Source organism: Coleofasciculus sp. A1-SPW-01, from assembly GCF_040217205.1.
GTDB lineage: Bacteria > Cyanobacteriota > Cyanobacteriia > Cyanobacteriales > Coleofasciculaceae > Coleofasciculus > Coleofasciculus chthonoplastes_A.
Map to the genome: position 1 here is coordinate 1 of NZ_JAVJNP010000099.1, position 15664 is coordinate 15664.

A 15664-nucleotide genomic window follows, 5' to 3' on the forward strand; every position below is an offset into this window, starting at 1 on the left:
ACAGACTTCCGAATACTTCCCTAGTTCGGACTATCTCTAAGCCTAATTGGTTAGGCGTTGGGTAATGCCAAGACATCTTGGACTAGGTGAGCGAAGGGACTTATTACAGGTTTTGCTGGTTCCTGGGATTATATCCATTTAAAAACCAGCATTTAATTGTAAAGCTGTCTTATAAAGACAGGGTTTCAGACCCAAAGGAGTTTCGATGACAACTGCCACTCAAACGCAATGTGCCTGTGATTCCTGCGCGTGCATGGTGAGTACCGATTCAGCCGTGCAAAAAGACGGCAAATATTACTGTAGCGACGCTTGCGCTAACGGTCATCCCAACGGAGCTGGCTGTGGGCATTCTGGTTGTGAATGTCACGCTTAATCGGGCGCATCCTCAGCGATTGCCGATCTATGGACAGATAGAAACTACTCCAGGTACAGAAGAATCGCTGTGTCTGGAGTGATTCTTTTCTCTTCTTTGAACCTTAATTCCGGGTCATTTTTTCTATTTGAGATTGCCAATTTTGAGTTGTGTCCACTGTCGTGACTAGGGATTGTTCCGCCTCAGTGAAGGGTTCAGCCGTGGCTTGTTGGCGACTGAGTAAATCCGCCGTTGCATCGGATACATCTTCTGTGCGGGATGAGAGGCGATCGCGTAGAACTTCAATGGGGGCAATACAGTGTAGAATTCGTAAGGGTAACTGATGTGCCTGGGCTTGAGCGATCGCATCCCCCCGAAATGCCCGTCGATCGTACTTCGCATCGAGAATTACCGGGAAGCCTTGCTGTGCTAGCATGATGCCCAATTCTGACAGGCGATCGTAAGTTTTCTGGTTCATCTTGGGAGTATAAAGTTGATCAGATCCTTTTTGATCCAACGGAATACCCGCTAAATGTTTCCGTACTGCATCAGAACGCAGGTGAATCGCTCCCGACTGATGCGCCAATTGTCGCGCTACTGTACTTTTCCCCGAACCCGATAAGCCTGACATAATCACGACTTGTCCGGAATTCGTTTTCGTGTAGTCCCAAGCCAATCGATAATAATCGGCTGCTGTGTTTGCGGCGTCTTGCTTCGTCTCCTCCGGAACCGCCGGATCATCCAGTAAAAAGGAGGTGACTTTCGCCCGTACATACGCTTGGCGACTTAAATACAATGGCAATACCTGTAACCCTTGCCAATCTCCGGTTTGCTCCAAATAGGTATTGAGAAACACATTCCCCAACTCCTTAGCCCCCCGCGCATCCAAATCCATCACCACAAAGGCGACATCGTACATCACATCCACAAAGCGGAACGGTTCATTAAATTCAATCCGATCAAACAGTTGAATCTTATCCTGCCACAGGCAAATATTTCTCAGGTGCAAATCCCCGTGACATTCCCGAATCCGGTTATTGTCTAGGCGTTGTTCTAATAACGCCTCTCGTTGGGCAAAAAAGCGATCGCTAAATTGTTTCGTTTCTTGAAATTGCTGTTGGGTTTGTGCCCTACCAATATGGTTTTCCGTTTGCTGATAATTTTCGTCAAACGCCTCACGAATTTTTGCAGGCGTACCAAAACTGCGGATGTAGTCATTGGTTTGGCTTTGAGCATGGAATTCAGCCACGACTCGTCCCAGGTTCTCCATATCCGTTGCTGTCAATTTCCCTTGCTCGAAGCGCGTGCTAAACAAGGCATCCTGGGGGAATTGCCGCATTTTCAAGGCATACTCTACAGGCTGAGAATCGTCCCCTAGAATCAAGCGATCGCCCTTTTGACTAATCGGCAACACGTTCAGATAAATCTCCGGTGCTTGAGGTTTATTCATCTGTAACTCTTGCCAACAGAAATGCTCTCGTTTCTCCAACGTGGAAAAATCTAAAAAGCTAAAGTTTACTGCTTTCTTGACTTTATAGGCATAATCCCCAGTCAGAAACACGTAAGACACATGAGTTTGAATCAAATCAATAGGGGTTTTAACCGGATGAGGATAAAACTCCGGTTGCTTCATTTGATGAATTAGATCCGAAATAGGACGTTGTGACATATCGTTTAATCTACACAAAAATAACTAAGGACATAAAAAAAGGATAAATCGAGCAACTAAGTAGGTGGACATAATTAACGTGAACGGTGAAGAACTCGCTCCCTTGAGAAGCAAGCTACGTCATTCGTTTATGTAAGGGTTTGAGGCTTGTTTACAAAACTTACAGCGCAAAGCGCTGTAATAAAGTACAGTAGCTCAAAGTCCCCCTTTTTAAGGGGGATTTAGGGGGATCGACAATGTACCGCATAGCAGAGCAAACTGCTGTATAACCAGTGATGAATAATAAAAAAGCCAGGGAACACTAGATTATCCCTGGCTCGAAAAACGATGTCTCTAAAGTTAAACTTCTTCTTCTGCGTTTGCTAACAAGGACATTGCTTCATCGACCTCAGATTCCTCAGAGGGTTCAGTCGGCATCGTGGGCGCACCCAGGATATTAACCACTGGTCGTTGGGGATCATCCATCGCGGTAGCGCCTGATGGCAATAGAATTTCATGAACATGCAAGCTGGCACCGATATCCAAGTTAGAGATATCAACCTCAATGGCTTCTGGAATACTATCCGGAGCGCATTCAACTTGAAGTTCCGTCATGACATGTTCTAAAATGCCGCCTTGCTTCACGCCAAAAGCCGTTCCGACCAAATTTACAGGTAAGGAGATTTGGATCGTATCCTGACTTGCCACTGAGAAAAAACTCAGGTGATAGAGGATAGGCTTCCAGGGATGAGTTTGTACTTCTCGCAGCAGTGCTTTTCCATTCCAAGACAAGTCAGGAATATTAACCTGAACAGCAGTATGGTTAATATCAGCCTGCTTGAGTAAGGTTTCTGCGGCTTTAGCTTCAACCGTGAGTGCGACGGATTCAGCCCCCTTGTGACCATAAAGCGTTGCTGGGATTAAACCCTCTCTACGTAAGGCTTTGGGCTTACTTCCCTCGGCTCGCTTGTGACATTCAACTTTAACTTCCATAGCTAATCTTTTGGTTCAAGTATTGGTGTTGGCGATTCTTTGTCAATCATTCGTCTTACGGTGTGACATAAGACATAAGACAACTTATCCCGATGTTACCGGGATACCATTAGCGTCGAGTAATGCTCGTTTAGGTCCATGGATGGGATCTTCTACGATGATAGTCTGGTCACGGCTAGCACCTAAAGACACGAGTGCGATCGGAACTTCCATCAGTTCTGCTAGGAACTTTAGATAAGCCAGCGCCTGCTTGGGTAAATCTTCCAATGTCCGACAGTGAACGGTGGATTGTTGCCAACCGGGTAGAGTTTTATAGATGGGTTTACACTGAGCAAACCGACGTGAATTGCTGGGGAAATCCTCACAGCGTTGACCGTTGATTTCGTAGGCGACACAAACCTTTAGTTCTTCTAGGGTATCCAGAACATCAAGCTTGGTGATTGCCAGACAATCCATCCCATTGATGCGAACCGCATAGCGTCCAATGACCGCATCAAACCAACCGCAGCGACGACGACGTCCGGTTGTTGTCCCAAATTCCGCGCCGCGATCGCACAATAGTTGTCCCTGTTCGCCATGGAGTTCTGTAGGAAATGGTCCCTCACCGACACGGGTTGTATAGGCTTTAGCGACACCAATCACCCGATCAATCATCGTCGGTCCTACCCCTGCACCCACACAAGCACCACCTGCTACTGGGTTCGAGGAGGTGACGTAGGGATAGGTTCCATGGTCTAGGTCAAGTAACGTCCCTTGCGCCCCTTCAAACAAGATATTGCGTCGTTGTTGAATCGCATCATAAATTTTGAGCGAACAGTCAACAACATGAGGACGTAATCGTTCAGCATAAGCAAGATACTGATCGATCACGGTAGCAGGGTCGAGGGGCGGTAAATTATAGAGTTTTTCTATAACAGCATTTTTATAATTAATTGTCCAATTAAGCTGTTTTCGCAGGATATCCGAGTCCATCAAATCGACAACCCGAATACCGATGCGCTCTGATTTATCCGCGTAAGTCGGACCAATTCCCCGACCTGTGGTGCCAATTTTATGGTTTCCCCGTCGCTCTTCCGATGCCTGGTCAATTAACCTATGGTAAGGCATGGTGACGTGGGCAGTTTCGGAAATTAGCAGCTTTTGGGTAGAAATGCCTAACTGTTCGAGTTGGTCGAGTTCACCAATCAGAACTTGGGGGTCAATTACTGTCCCCGAGCCGATAATACATTCTGTTTCTGGATATAAAATCCCAGAGGGAATCAGGTGCAGCTTAAAGGTTTGACCCTGAACCACAACGGTATGTCCCGCATTGACCCCCCCCTGGTAACGGACGACGACATCTGCGGACTTGCTTAGTAAGTCGGTGACTTTACCTTTTCCTTCATCGCCCCATTGGGCACCGATTACAACAACGTTAGCCAAGGGTTTATTATACGCGCTAAAGTTTACACAAATCACCATTATGTGCAGCAGGTGCGATCGCTGTCAATCGATTTTGTCATTCGTCCGTCATTCGTCCTTCGTCCTTTGTTAGGGAACAGGGAACAGGGAACAGAGAAGGTAAAGTTTTGAGTTAACCTCCTCAGCACCCCCACACCCGACACCCGACACCCGACACCTTAGAAAACCTCCGGGACAAATGTTTGTGTAGACATAGGCGGACGGTGATACTCCAATTCCGACTGTCGGGGGGGTAAGTCAATCGGATCTGGTGTTAAATCCTTATAAGGAATCAGACTTAACAGGTGAGAAATGCAATTGAGACGGGCGCGTTTTTTCTCATCGGCTTCCACCACATACCAAGGTGATTGCTTAATATCCGTCGCCGCAAACATTTCATCCTTAGCTTTAGAATACTCCACCCAGCGAGCGCGAGACTCTAAATCCATCGGACTCAGTTTCCAGCGCTTGGTTGGATCTTCCATGCGGCTACGAAAACGGCGTTCTTGCTCGTCGTCACTCACAGAAAACCAATACTTGATCAGAATAATTCCCGATCGCTGAATCATGCATTCAAATTCTGGACACGATCGCAGAAACTCCTGATACTCTTCATCCGTGCAAAACCCCATCACTCGTTCCACACCCGCTCGATTGTACCAACTGCGGTCAAACAGTACCATCTCCCCGGCGGCTGGCAGATATGGCACATAGCGTTGAAAATACCATTGGGTTTTCTCTCGTTCTGTGGGCGTACCCAGCGCCACCACTTTACACACACGGGGATTCAAGCATTCCGTAATCCGCTTGATCACGCCACCTTTCCCCGCAGCATCCCGCCCTTCAAACACGACGACGACTTTTAATCCTTTTTGTTTAATCCATTCCTGTAATTTGACTAACTCAACCTGTAGCCGGCGCAATTCTCGTTTGTAAACTTTCTTCTTCAATTTCTTGGATTTACCTTTGTCAGTTTTCACTTTTTCTTTTTCTTTGACCAGGGAATTTTTTTGATCTGTCACTTTGCCGTTAGTTAATTTGTTGGACATTATGTCTGTAAGATAGCTCTAGCAACTCTAGCTAAGCAAATAAAAAACCGCTATCCAATATTTTTTTGTATCAAAAATTACTCCCCAGCCTGAAAAACCTGTTGAACCGTCAAATTTAGATCAGGGAATGTGGGGGAAACAACGCGGTCATCTCCCCTAAACTGAGTCACCTGGTATTCACCGTCAATGAGTTGATAAACACTAAATGTCGGTCGTTTGGGGTTGCCAATATAGCGCCTCCCTCCTAACCCCAGATAGTCAACAATCCAATACTCAGGAATACCCATCGCCTCGTAGTCTTCCAGCTTCAGCGCATAATCATCACTCCAATTAGTCGAAACGACCTCAATCACCAAACGTGCAGAAGACCCTTGAGTAATGATAGATTCTCGTTCCCATCGGGGATCATCTCCTATAGTTTTAGAATTCAACACAATAACATCCGGTTCATAGCCAGACTCATAAGGGATGGGTTTAATCACACATTCCTTGGGAATAAAACTATTCAGTGAAGACCTTCTGATTTCAAAGTTTAGTTCGGCGATAAGGAAACCTGCTATCCGCGAATGTTTTCCCGTGGGTTTAGGCATTTCAATAATTACTCCATTGTGAAGTTCATAATGGTGTTCTGACTTCTGCGGATACCAAGCAATAAATTCATCGAATGTTACAGGTTTAGGTAAGGCTTGAATCATGGTCTGTGGGGAGAAAGGTTTCTCAAGGATGATTTCCCCACTTGAGGAAACCATCCTCGTTATCTTAACTGGAATGGTACTGACGCATAAGCTGGTGGGCAATGCCCACCCTACGGGATATCAAGGGTTTTGGCAATCCAAAAATTCACGCTTTTCAGTGCCATGAATCTTAGACTGGGCTTTGGCTAACGTCCTGCTTGGCTAACACAGAAAATCTAGCGATTATGGCGTGACCCTCCGATAAGGTAACATTGTATCAATTCCTGCAAATGTATCGATTTGTTAACAAACACCTGACGAACTACAACTGTCTATGCAAACCATCGTTGCTCCTAGCCTTCATCCCTCTCACCGAACTCCAGGACATCCCCTAAAACTGGGGATGAAACCGAATTTCGACAAGACTTCGGCGTGAGCGCTCAGTCGAACGCTCAATTGCCGCGAAGCGTCTAGCCAAGCGAATTTATTCGCGAGTCTATTTGATCCTGACAACATTCAACCAATAATGTAGTACAATACCAGCAAACATTGCAGGAGGTCGAGCAAGTGTTTACTTTAGTTTACGAGTTTAAGTTAAAACCGACTAACGCACAGATAGCCACCTTTGAGGAATGGTTAGAACAATGCAGGAAGGTCTATAACTATGCCCTTTGTGAGCGTAAACATTGGGTTAATAGTCGTAAATGTCCGGTGAACGCTTGCTCGATTAAAAGTGAATACATTATCCCAGCGAATCAACCTGCACCAACGTATAACAGTCAGTGTGAGAATCTCACCCAAGCGAAAAAGAATATCCCTGCACTCAAGCAGGTACACTCACAAGTGCTACAAAACCTGCAATGGAAAGTAGATGTTCCCTTCGACAAGCTCCCTTCGACTTCGCTCAGGGCATCGCCTGAAATTAGTCCGACTGGTACATCATTAGGAATAGATGTAGGCTTAATGCACTTTGCCGCCGTGTCTAATGGGCAAACGTTTCCCAATCCCAGACCGTTTAAACGTCTAGAAAGCAAGCTGAAATCGCTGCAAAAGAAGGTGTCTAATAAACGGTTCGGGTCAAACAATCGCGCTAAGGCACAAGCCAAAGTAAGCCGACTACATGAACGGATAGCAAACACCCGCAAAAACTACCACTGGGAGCTAGCCCATAACCTTTGTGATTGGGCGGACATGATATTTGCCGAACAGTTAAATCTGAAGGGATTAGCGCGTGGGATGCTCTCCAAAAGCTGTTTAGATGCAGGCTGGGGTCAGTTTCTAGACATCCTTTCCCAATGTTGTTTCAAGCGTGGGGTGTACTTCCAGAAAGTACCAGCAGCAGGAACGAGTCAGACCTGTCCCAAATGCTTAAAAGAGACAGGCAGGAAGAAACTATCCCAACGGGTACACAAATGCCAGTATTGTGGGTATGAATGCGACCGGGATGTAGCAGCCGCTCAAGTCGTAGAATTAAGAGGATTAGAAGCCGTGGGACACACGGTAGTTAAGCTTTCTGAGGGTAAAGGTTCCATCCTGGAAGATGTAAAACTCTGCCTCCCTGTGACGGAAGAATCCCCGCGTCTTTAGACCGGGGAGTGTCAACTGGATATTTTTGATGTCTGGATGAATCGAGGAACACCTTGGTGGACAAAGCAACTGTCTCCCGATGGACTTCATCCTAATGTGATCGGGTATCGGGCGTTGTTGGACGATGTTCTAGATTGGGAACCGTTCGGTCAACTTTAAAAATTTTTGTCATTCGTCATTCGTCATTTGTCATTTGTTATATAACTATCGCCAGTAGTGTTAGGACATTCGTAATGTTGTCTTTACTTAATGATTTATTAGTCTTTGATTCCTTATCCCTCATCAAAAGACGCTATGATATACAAAATAAAACTGCGACTTTATGAAATTTTAGAGCGGACTGATATTAGGGATACAGCTAGCCAAATCGTTGACGGATTGATTTGGACATTAATTGCCCTCAATTTAATGGCTTTTACCTTGGAAACAGTTGATCAGATTGGGAATCAGTATAGAAAATACTTTATCCTTTTTGAGGAGGTCTCAATTGCCGTATTTACCGTGGAATATATCTTAAGACTTTGGATATGTACGGTAAATCCGGACTATAATCATTCGATCAGGGGACGGTTAAGATTCATGTTCACCCCTTTAATGCTCATCGATTTAATTGCGATTTTTCCTTTTTATCTGCCGCTCCTGTTCCCCGATTTGCGATTTTTAAGATCTTTACGACTATTCCGCTTTTTTAGAATTTTAAAACTAAGCCGTTATTCAGCGTCATTAAGAACATTAGGACGAGTGATTCGTTCAAAAAAAGAGGAATTAATTATAACCTTTTTTGTTTTATTTATTTTATTGTTTTGCGCCTCTAGTCTAATTTATTTTGCCGAACATGAAGCGCAGGCGGAAGCGTTCCCGAATATCCCCATGTCCATGTGGTGGGGTGTGATTACCTTAACCACCGTGGGCTACGGTGACGTCTATCCAGTCACGCTGATCGGGAAATTAGTGGGCGCGATGTTAGCGGTGCTGGGAATTGGGCTATTTGCTTTACCTGCTGGTATATTGGCGTCTGGATTCTCGGAAGAACTTCAAGTGAGACACCCGCTCAAACGTAAGCGAACCTCCAAATTTTGTCCTCATTGTGGAAAACCAATTCATTGATCCCCAATCTGAATGTCTAATACCAAAACGGAATGGCAAGGCAGTTTAGAGTTAGTCTATGCCAATGATCAGGGTAAAACCCGCTTAGTGCGCGATCGCATAACTTCCCCTCTGAAGGTGCAGCGCCCGTTTTACCCGGAAGGACAAGGGGTTTGTCATACCGTAGCCTTACATACAGCCGGGGGTATTGTCGGTGGCGATCGCTTATCTCAAACCATCCACCTACAAGAAAACGCCCAAGCCTTGATTACCACGGCGGCGGCGAGTAAAATCTATCGCAGCAATGGGCAAAGAGCCAACCAACGGATTCATATCCACGTCGAGGCGGGGGCTTGTTTGGAATGGTTACCTCAGGAAACAATTGTATTTAATGGTGCAGATTATCAGCAGCAGATGACGGTAGAATTAGCTCCGGGCGCCAGTTGGTTAGCCTGGGAGATTACCCGGTTTGGGCGTACTGCTAGGAAGGAAAGGTTCTTACAAGGGGATTGGCGATCGCATACCGAAATTTGGCAACAAGGACACCCATTGTGGATTGATCGTCAGTGGTTACCGGGAGGGGAAGCGGTACTCGATAGTCCCCATGGATTAGCCGGAGAGCCAATTGTCGGAACCCTGATCTGGATGGGACCACCCGTATCATCGGAGATAATAGACAATGCCAGAAGCCTGTGGACAGCCGATCAACGCCAAGGAGAAGCGGGAGTTACCCAAACTCAGGCACAAGGATTATTATGCCGTTATCGCGGTTCATCAACCACAGAAGTGCGAAACTGGTTTACCCAGGTTTGGCAATGTCTGCGCCTTACTTATTTGGGACGGAATGTTTCCCAACCACGAGTTTGGCTAGTTTAGCAAAAACGCCGGAAGCTATAGCGCTACGCGCTAGGCAATAGGCAATAGGCAACACCTCGACCCTTCGACAGGCTCAGGGCATCGCTTACCTCGACTTACTTCGGCTTACTTCGGCTTACTTCGGCTTACTTCGGCTTCGCTCAGTAACACGCTCAGTAACACGCTCAGTAACACGCTCAGTAACACGCTCGGTAACACGCTCGGTGTTGAGCGATTTGAATTTTTCTTTTATGTCCTAACCTTAGTGCGTAGTTCTATAAACCTGTCTCAAAGGACAGCACCCTCGTTGGATAGGTGGGATAATTTTGCCCTTAAGCTAGAAAGACAACATTATCACAAATTACCCCACTGGGTCGTATAGAAATATTTCTCGTCAATCCAAGGAAAATTAGACTAATCTTAAAAGATAAATGTGACAAGAAAGTGATCACCTTAACTGTCATTATAAATTTAGATGCTTCGGTAAATGTAGCATGAGTTAAACCCCAGTAAATCGATGATATTTATGATGAATTTAACTAACCATGAATTAATTCGATATTTGCTTTTAATTATTTTAGGATTGACCTTTTTCAAAGTCATTGTTTATTTTGAAGCCGTTATAGTTATTTTTGCATTAGCCGCAGTATTAGCCTTTTTGCTTACCTATCCAGTGAGATGGTTGCAGCATTTTGTACCACATACTGTTGCCGTTGTCGTGGTATTTTTAATTCTTATTATTATAGTTTTTATTTTTACAGTTACAATAGGGTTTGCACTTTTATCTCAAGGTCAACAATTAATTAATGAATTACCGGGGATTATTGATCAAGTTATATTTATAGTAGAAAAAATTGAGAGGTTTTTGGATAGATGGAATCTCCAAATTGACCTCGAAGCCATTGGAGAATTTTTACGCAATCAAATCCTTGCAGGAATTACCATTATTTTAGCAATATTATCCGAATTATTAACCCAGTTCGTTAATCTCATCTTGATTGCTGTTGTCGCATTTTTTATGTTGCTCGATAGAGGAAGGCTTTGGTCTTTCATTCTTCAACGATTTCCCCCTCCCCTCCGAAATAAGCTAAGCCTTGCTATTCAACGCAACTTTTTAGGATTTTTTTGGGGACGACTTCTACTATCAGCTTTTTTTGGCATTTCTGCCTTTGTTATTTTTGTATTGTTTAGAATTCCCTATGCCTTAGTTTTAGCCGCGATCGCGGGAGTGTTTGATCTGATTCCAGCAATTGGCGCAACCTTAGGGATTACCATTGTCGCATTAATTGTGTTACCTCAAGGAATTTTGCTAAGTATCACTGTTTTAGCGATTTGTGTGACTTTACAACAAGTTGAAGAGAATTTGCTGATGCCTCGAATTATGCAAGGCTCACTTGATATGAATCCAGTTGTCATGTTCTTTGCTTTATTAGTAGGTGCGAGAGTTGCCGGACTTTTGGGAGTTTTTCTGGCAATTCCTTTAGCTGGAGTTATGATCAGTTTGTTTGAAATCAATGAAATGAAGGGAAAAGACTAGTGTAACGTGGCTTCAAATACCCATCAGTTAAAAATAGGTGAAAAAGAAGATACTATAAACAAGTGTAGTCATCTGCCCGGAAGCTTCCTGGCTTATGCCCTGGAGCATTCTGCGTTATGCCTTTTGCTATAGCACCAAGATCAAGATCAAGATAGACAAGTCATTATGCAACTCTCACCCCAGGAAAAAGATAAATTACTGGTGTTCACCGCCGCCTTACTTGCGGAACGACGCAAAGCACGCGGACTCAAACTGAATTATCCCGAAGCCGTCGCGTATATTTCGGCGGCTATTTTAGAAGGGGCGAGAGAGGGACGCACGGTGGCGGAGTTAATGAGTGATGGCACAACTCTGCTAACACGGGATGATGTCATGGAAGGCATACCAGAAATGGTGCAGGAAGTCCAGATTGAAGCCACGTTTCCGGATGGGACAAAACTGGTCACGGTTCATAATCCCATCCGCTCGTAGGGGTTTGGTCTCCAAACCCTGACAAATGATTCGGTCTCCTCCAAGCCCGCGCTATAATCTCTGATTTAGCGACGGGAGCTGTCACAAATCATCTAATATCCATTCCGACGCCCGTTCCCCCATCTCAATCGGAATGCTCACGGCTTTTCCAAGTCGGGGACGTTCACGAGTTTGCTCGATGTACTCTTGCACTTGGGGAACCGCACCCCAACCATGGAGATAATGGGCAATGGCGTCCAGACGCTCTAGATACTCGACTTCGGACAAGGGAAACGACTTCTGCTCTAGGTACTTCCACATCACCTGAACAAAAATTTTTCCCTGAGTCCGCCGAAGCTGGATGTCATAAGAGCGTCCCCACTTGCTGAGCAGGATTTGGTGCAACTCTTGTCCTGTCATAGATCCCTTACCTGGCTGATTGTTTACATTTTTTTACGAAGATAAAGTTTCTTTACTTTATGAGAAGGGTACAAAGAATGTAATAATACTCATAGCTTAAGCCGTAAATCCTTACTTACATAAGGATTATGGCAACCCTGCTCGCGGTTGAATCCCTCTTCATAAAAGGAGCGGGGTAAAGAAAATGCTGGGAATCATCCCAGAGTTGTTAAAAAAAATATACCCTTAGGCGTTCAGTTATGGCTCAAGTGTCTGGCTCCCCAGATGTCCCCGATATGGGGCGTCGTCAATTTATGAACCTCTTGACGTTTGGTACGATTACGGGTACTTTCGTCGGTGCCCTTTATCCAATCGTCAAGTACTTTATTCCCCCATCAAGTGGTGGTGCTGGCGGTGGTGTCACCGCTAAGGATGCTTTGGGCAATGATATCCAGGTTAGCGAATTTTTAAGCAGCCATAACCCAGGCGATCGCACCTTGGCTCAAGGACTCAAAGGCGATCCCACTTATGTAGTCGTGACCGAAGACAAAGCGATCGCGGACTACGGGATCAACGCGATCTGCACTCACCTGGGATGTGTGGTTCCCTGGAATGCCAGTGAGAACAAATTCGTCTGCCCTTGTCATGGTTCTCAGTACAATAGTCAGGGCAAAGTGGTACGCGGACCTGCTCCATTGTCATTAGCCTTGGTTCACGCCGACGTCACCGCAGACGATACCCTGACCTTTTCCCAGTGGACGGAAACCGATTTCCGCACGGATAACGATCCTTGGTGGACTTAACGTGACGCGGAAGTCTCCACCTTCAAGACGAGCGGGTTGAGTTGTGTTGCACGGTAAAAATAACTGTCTGCGGAAGGCGGACGGCTGCCTGTGGACGCAGAGTAAGACCATCACCAGATTGAGTTCTGGACTTTCTGTACTTGTTTTCGTCATTTGTCCTTCGTTAGGGGCAAATGACACAGCCCATTTTTGAATTGTGAATTTTTTCCTTAAGCGATGAGAACACCTTCTTTATCGGTGATGTACAAAAGCAGCAAGCGGATTATTACCCAAGCCCTCTTGCTGACTTTGGCAACAGCGGCATTTTTCTTCATTAGTGATATTTCCCTTCCCCAGTCGGCGGCGGCTTATCCGTTCTGGGCGCAGCAAACTGCCCCGGAAACTCCCCGTGAAGCCACCGGACGGATTGTTTGTGCTAACTGTCACCTCGCGGCGAAACCCACGGAAGTAGAACTTCCCCAATCCGTTAAACCGGATACCGTCTTTGAAGCTGTGGTAAAAATCCCCTATGACCTGGATACCCAACAGGTCTTAGGAGATGGTTCCAAAGGCGGTCTGAATGTGGGAGCTGTGGTCATGTTACCCGATGGCTTTAAAATTGCGCCCGAAGACCGCATTCCTGAAGAATTACAGGAAGAAGTTGGCGGACTTTACTTCCAGCCCTATAGCGCAGACCAGGAAAACGTCGTGATTATTGGTCCCCTACCGGGTGAACAGTATCAAGAAATTGTTTTCCCGGTTCTGTCTCCGAATCCCAAAACGGAAAAAGATGTCCATTTTGGTAAATACTCGGTTCACGTTGGCGCTAACCGAGGTCGTGGTCAGGTTTATCCGGCTGGGAATAAGAGTAACAACGCGGTCTACAATTCCACAAAAGCCGGTTTAATTTCTCAAATTACCAAGTTAGAAGAAGGCGGCTACGACGTTACCATTCAAACCTCTGAGGGTGACACAGTTGTAAATACCATTCCTGCAGGACCTGAATTAGTGGTTTCCGAAGGGCAGGAGGTCGCCGCAGGTGAGGCGTTAACCACTGATCCTAATGTCGGTGGATTTGGTCAAGTAGACGGCGAAATTGTCTTACAAGACCCGGCTCGGATTAAGTGGCTAATGGTCTTCATTGTTGCGATTATGTTTTCTCAACTCTTCCTCGTCTTGAAGAAAAAGCAGATTGAGAAAGTACAAGCGGCTGAAATGAATTTCTAAGTCCAGCGTTTATTCATTTGAGCCAACTCATTTCAAATAAATAAGGGACAGGTTAGCTAGCCTGTCCCTTATCGTTACTATCGGAGCTTTATGAGATTGCTTTCACCCAAGACAAGAGTCGCGAGTGATTACTACTCAGCCTCTTTTTCTTCACCTTCATTTTCATTTTCGTTTTTGGTATCACGATTACCAAAATAGCGCTTGTTTCTTGAGAAAGAAGAAGAAGAAGACTTCTTGCGAAACTGCCGAGCATAAGCTTGGTTGCGAGAGGCTTTCTCTTTTTTCAAATTGCGGCGTTTAGCCATTTTAGATGTCTCCATCAATACAACAAAACGCTTCTGTAGATTCACACATAAGCGCCACAGTCAACTCAAAACCTAGAAGCGGTTGTTTCGGCGACCACCACCGCTTTTTGGACGATCTTCACGAGGTCGCGCTTGATTGACCTTGAGTTCACGACCCATCCATTCAGCGCCGTTGAGCTCAGAAATTGCTGAGGCTTCTTCGTCTTCCGTCCCCATTTCCACAAAGCCAAACCCGCGCAGGCGACCTGTTTCGCGATCAGTCGGCAGATGAACTCGCTTGACAGTACCGTACTCGGCAAAGACTTCGCTAAGGTCTTCAGAGGTAACGGAATAGTCGAGATTGCCTACATAAATTGACATCGATTGATGTTCTCCCCAATCAAAAAGTGTGTCGAGAGCCAAGATTTCGGAGAACAGCCTGTCAATACTTTAGGGGAAAAACCTATGAATACTGAAAACAAACGTAGTCACCGCTTTGAGTCTCAATAGACATTGTAACGAATTCCTGCCCTGTTAGGGGATATTGCTGATCATTCCCCTGACAGACATGCAGCCTAAGCATTTTCAAGCCAAGTCTTGAGGTAGATGACAGGGGAAGGCATCGATCGCAGACAATAGATAGACCGATCAAGACCTGTCTATGCGCGTATCGGCAAAAACGATTCAAATCCTGCTGACGATCATCGCTACTATCTTAGCGATCGCGGCGCTTAAGGCAACCAGTGCGATTACCATCCCCTTGGCGTTTGCCTTTTTCATCGCGGTGTTAGTCCATCCCCTGCAACGTTGGCTCAACCGTCATGTCCCCCATTGGCTGAGTTTGGTCATTGTCATGCTGGTTCTGGCTGGCGTTGTCGGCTTAGCCATCGGCGCACTGCTACTGAGTGCGGAAATTGTGGAACCTAAAGCACCCCAATACCTTGACCGTTTGCAGCAGATGTTCCAGGATGCGATGGCGTGGGCAAAACAAAGGGGGCTTCCAGTAGAACAGTTATCCTCCCAAGATTCCCAGGGTCAATTAACCTGAAGTTCCCCTTTGACAAATGGCTACACCGTATGCATATCTTGGCTTAGGGCGATTTCACTTTTGGCTTCACTGGGTACAAATCAGGCTAACGCCCAATAAATCTAAAGCCTTTCTTTGTACCGGAGTCGGTTCGGTTACCTTGTCAAAGTCGAAATTTACACCTGGAATATTAGACTGAATTCGATTGTTAACAATCGTGCCTAAATCAGCCAACAGGGTTTGAAAGCTATGCACGGGTAAGTTATCTGCTGTC

Annotated in this window: 18 protein-coding genes and 1 pseudogene; 10 read left to right on the forward strand and 9 right to left on the reverse strand. The window is 45.7% G+C overall.

Annotated features, from left to right (window positions below):
• Positions 1-205 precede the first annotated feature (205 nt).
• Positions 206-373 (forward strand): metallothionein, encoded by a 168-nt coding sequence (locus tag RH949_RS14840; RefSeq protein WP_071777264.1) that lies wholly within the window; start codon positions 206-208, stop codon positions 371-373.
• Positions 374-476: 103 nt separating this feature from the next.
• Here RH949_RS14840 and RH949_RS14845 read toward each other — a convergent pair whose 3' ends face one another.
• From RH949_RS14845 to RH949_RS14865, 5 genes are all read right to left on the reverse strand, one after another.
• On the reverse strand, positions 477-2021 hold the full coding sequence (locus tag RH949_RS14845) for a bifunctional aminoglycoside phosphotransferase/ATP-binding protein (RefSeq protein WP_446354127.1): 1545 nt from the start codon (positions 2019-2021) through the stop codon (positions 477-479).
• A gap of 339 nt (positions 2022-2360) precedes the next feature.
• Complete coding sequence (locus RH949_RS14850) at positions 2361-2993, reverse strand: 50S ribosomal protein L25/general stress protein Ctc (RefSeq protein WP_446354129.1); 633 nt, start codon at positions 2991-2993, stop codon at positions 2361-2363.
• An 84-nt stretch (positions 2994-3077) separates the two neighbouring features.
• Positions 3078-4415: an adenylosuccinate synthase gene (locus RH949_RS14855; protein WP_446354131.1), complete on the reverse strand. Its 1338-nt coding sequence runs from the start codon at positions 4413-4415 to the stop codon at positions 3078-3080.
• Between the two features lie 197 nt (positions 4416-4612).
• Positions 4613-5482: a polyphosphate kinase 2 gene (gene ppk2, locus RH949_RS14860; protein ID WP_446354133.1), complete on the reverse strand. Its 870-nt coding sequence runs from the start codon at positions 5480-5482 to the stop codon at positions 4613-4615.
• 77 nt (positions 5483-5559) lie between these two features.
• Positions 5560-6177 carry a Uma2 family endonuclease gene (locus tag RH949_RS14865; protein ID WP_006104860.1) on the reverse strand — a complete coding sequence of 206 codons (618 nt, stop codon included), beginning with the start codon at positions 6175-6177 and terminating at the stop codon, positions 5560-5562.
• A gap of 546 nt (positions 6178-6723) precedes the next feature.
• Here RH949_RS14865 and RH949_RS14870 point away from each other — a divergent pair.
• From RH949_RS14870 to ureA, 6 genes are all read left to right on the forward strand, one after another.
• On the forward strand, positions 6724-7743 hold the full coding sequence (locus tag RH949_RS14870) for an RNA-guided endonuclease InsQ/TnpB family protein (RefSeq protein ID WP_006104952.1): 1020 nt from the start codon (positions 6724-6726) through the stop codon (positions 7741-7743).
• Positions 7744-7779: 36 nt separating this feature from the next.
• Positions 7780-7902 carry a hypothetical protein gene (locus RH949_RS14875; protein ID WP_006104873.1) on the forward strand — a complete coding sequence of 41 codons (123 nt, stop codon included), beginning with the start codon at positions 7780-7782 and terminating at the stop codon, positions 7900-7902.
• A 135-nt stretch (positions 7903-8037) separates the two neighbouring features.
• Positions 8038-8850, forward strand: a complete 813-nt coding sequence (locus RH949_RS14880; protein ID WP_006104962.1) for an ion transporter — start codon at positions 8038-8040, stop codon at positions 8848-8850.
• Between the two features lie 12 nt (positions 8851-8862).
• Positions 8863-9705: an urease accessory protein UreD gene (locus tag RH949_RS14885; RefSeq protein ID WP_446354136.1), complete on the forward strand. Its 843-nt coding sequence runs from the start codon at positions 8863-8865 to the stop codon at positions 9703-9705.
• A 505-nt stretch (positions 9706-10210) separates the two neighbouring features.
• Positions 10211-11221, forward strand: coding sequence for an AI-2E family transporter (locus tag RH949_RS14890; RefSeq protein WP_446354138.1), 1011 nt, complete (start codon positions 10211-10213; stop codon positions 11219-11221).
• 165 nt (positions 11222-11386) lie between these two features.
• Positions 11387-11692 (forward strand): urease subunit gamma, encoded by a 306-nt coding sequence (gene ureA / locus RH949_RS14895; RefSeq protein ID WP_446354140.1) that lies wholly within the window; start codon positions 11387-11389, stop codon positions 11690-11692.
• A gap of 81 nt (positions 11693-11773) precedes the next feature.
• Here ureA and RH949_RS14900 read toward each other — a convergent pair whose 3' ends face one another.
• The gene (locus RH949_RS14900) at positions 11774-12091 is read right to left on the reverse strand and encodes a DUF3067 family protein (protein WP_446354142.1); all 318 of its coding nucleotides are present in this window, start codon (positions 12089-12091) and stop codon (positions 11774-11776) included.
• Positions 12092-12330: 239 nt separating this feature from the next.
• On the opposite strand from RH949_RS14900, the gene petC reads away from it, so the two are divergent.
• Both petC and petA read left to right on the forward strand, forming a co-directional pair.
• Positions 12331-12873, forward strand: a complete 543-nt coding sequence (petC, locus tag RH949_RS14905; RefSeq protein ID WP_006104929.1) for a cytochrome b6-f complex iron-sulfur subunit — start codon at positions 12331-12333, stop codon at positions 12871-12873.
• Between the two features lie 216 nt (positions 12874-13089).
• Positions 13090-14079, forward strand: a complete 990-nt coding sequence (petA, locus tag RH949_RS14910; protein WP_006104827.1) for a cytochrome f — start codon at positions 13090-13092, stop codon at positions 14077-14079.
• Between the two features lie 131 nt (positions 14080-14210).
• On the opposite strand, the gene RH949_RS14915 is transcribed toward petA, so the two are convergent.
• Both RH949_RS14915 and RH949_RS14920 read right to left on the reverse strand, forming a co-directional pair.
• The gene (locus RH949_RS14915; RefSeq protein WP_006104830.1) at positions 14211-14384 is read right to left on the reverse strand and encodes a hypothetical protein; all 174 of its coding nucleotides are present in this window, start codon (positions 14382-14384) and stop codon (positions 14211-14213) included.
• 72 nt (positions 14385-14456) lie between these two features.
• Positions 14457-14744 carry an RNA recognition motif domain-containing protein gene (locus tag RH949_RS14920; RefSeq protein WP_006104844.1) on the reverse strand — a complete coding sequence of 96 codons (288 nt, stop codon included), beginning with the start codon at positions 14742-14744 and terminating at the stop codon, positions 14457-14459.
• A 280-nt stretch (positions 14745-15024) separates the two neighbouring features.
• Here RH949_RS14920 and RH949_RS14925 point away from each other — a divergent pair, with 280 nt between their 5' ends.
• Positions 15025-15411: an AI-2E family transporter gene (locus RH949_RS14925; protein ID WP_446354146.1), complete on the forward strand. Its 387-nt coding sequence runs from the start codon at positions 15025-15027 to the stop codon at positions 15409-15411.
• A 66-nt stretch (positions 15412-15477) separates the two neighbouring features.
• On the opposite strand, the pseudogene RH949_RS14930 reads toward RH949_RS14925, so the two are convergent.
• Positions 15478-15664, reverse strand: a pseudogene (locus tag RH949_RS14930) (IS1634 family transposase); the annotation flags it as partial.

Coding starts and splice junctions, on each gene's coding strand:
- RH949_RS14850 (WP_446354129.1), bottom strand. CDS start 2,993: ATGGAAGTTAAAGTTGAATGTCACAAGCGAGCCGAGGGAAGTAAGCCC.
- ureA (WP_446354140.1), top strand. CDS start 11,387: ATGCAACTCTCACCCCAGGAAAAAGATAAATTACTGGTGTTCACCGCC.
- RH949_RS14880 (WP_006104962.1), top strand. CDS start 8,038: ATGATATACAAAATAAAACTGCGACTTTATGAAATTTTAGAGCGGACT.
- RH949_RS14890 (WP_446354138.1), top strand. CDS start 10,211: ATGATGAATTTAACTAACCATGAATTAATTCGATATTTGCTTTTAATT.
- RH949_RS14925 (WP_446354146.1), top strand. CDS start 15,025: ATGCGCGTATCGGCAAAAACGATTCAAATCCTGCTGACGATCATCGCT.
- ppk2 (WP_446354133.1), bottom strand. CDS start 5,482: ATGTCCAACAAATTAACTAACGGCAAAGTGACAGATCAAAAAAATTCC.
- RH949_RS14845 (WP_446354127.1), bottom strand. CDS start 2,021: ATGTCACAACGTCCTATTTCGGATCTAATTCATCAAATGAAGCAACCG.
- RH949_RS14900 (WP_446354142.1), bottom strand. CDS start 12,091: ATGACAGGACAAGAGTTGCACCAAATCCTGCTCAGCAAGTGGGGACGC.
- RH949_RS14885 (WP_446354136.1), top strand. CDS start 8,863: ATGTCTAATACCAAAACGGAATGGCAAGGCAGTTTAGAGTTAGTCTAT.
- RH949_RS14875 (WP_006104873.1), top strand. CDS start 7,780: ATGAATCGAGGAACACCTTGGTGGACAAAGCAACTGTCTCCCGATGGA.
- RH949_RS14915 (WP_006104830.1), bottom strand. CDS start 14,384: ATGGCTAAACGCCGCAATTTGAAAAAAGAGAAAGCCTCTCGCAACCAA.
- RH949_RS14920 (WP_006104844.1), bottom strand. CDS start 14,744: ATGTCAATTTATGTAGGCAATCTCGACTATTCCGTTACCTCTGAAGAC.
- petC (WP_006104929.1), top strand. CDS start 12,331: ATGGCTCAAGTGTCTGGCTCCCCAGATGTCCCCGATATGGGGCGTCGT.
- RH949_RS14865 (WP_006104860.1), bottom strand. CDS start 6,177: ATGATTCAAGCCTTACCTAAACCTGTAACATTCGATGAATTTATTGCT.
- petA (WP_006104827.1), top strand. CDS start 13,090: ATGAGAACACCTTCTTTATCGGTGATGTACAAAAGCAGCAAGCGGATT.
- RH949_RS14840 (WP_071777264.1), top strand. CDS start 206: ATGACAACTGCCACTCAAACGCAATGTGCCTGTGATTCCTGCGCGTGC.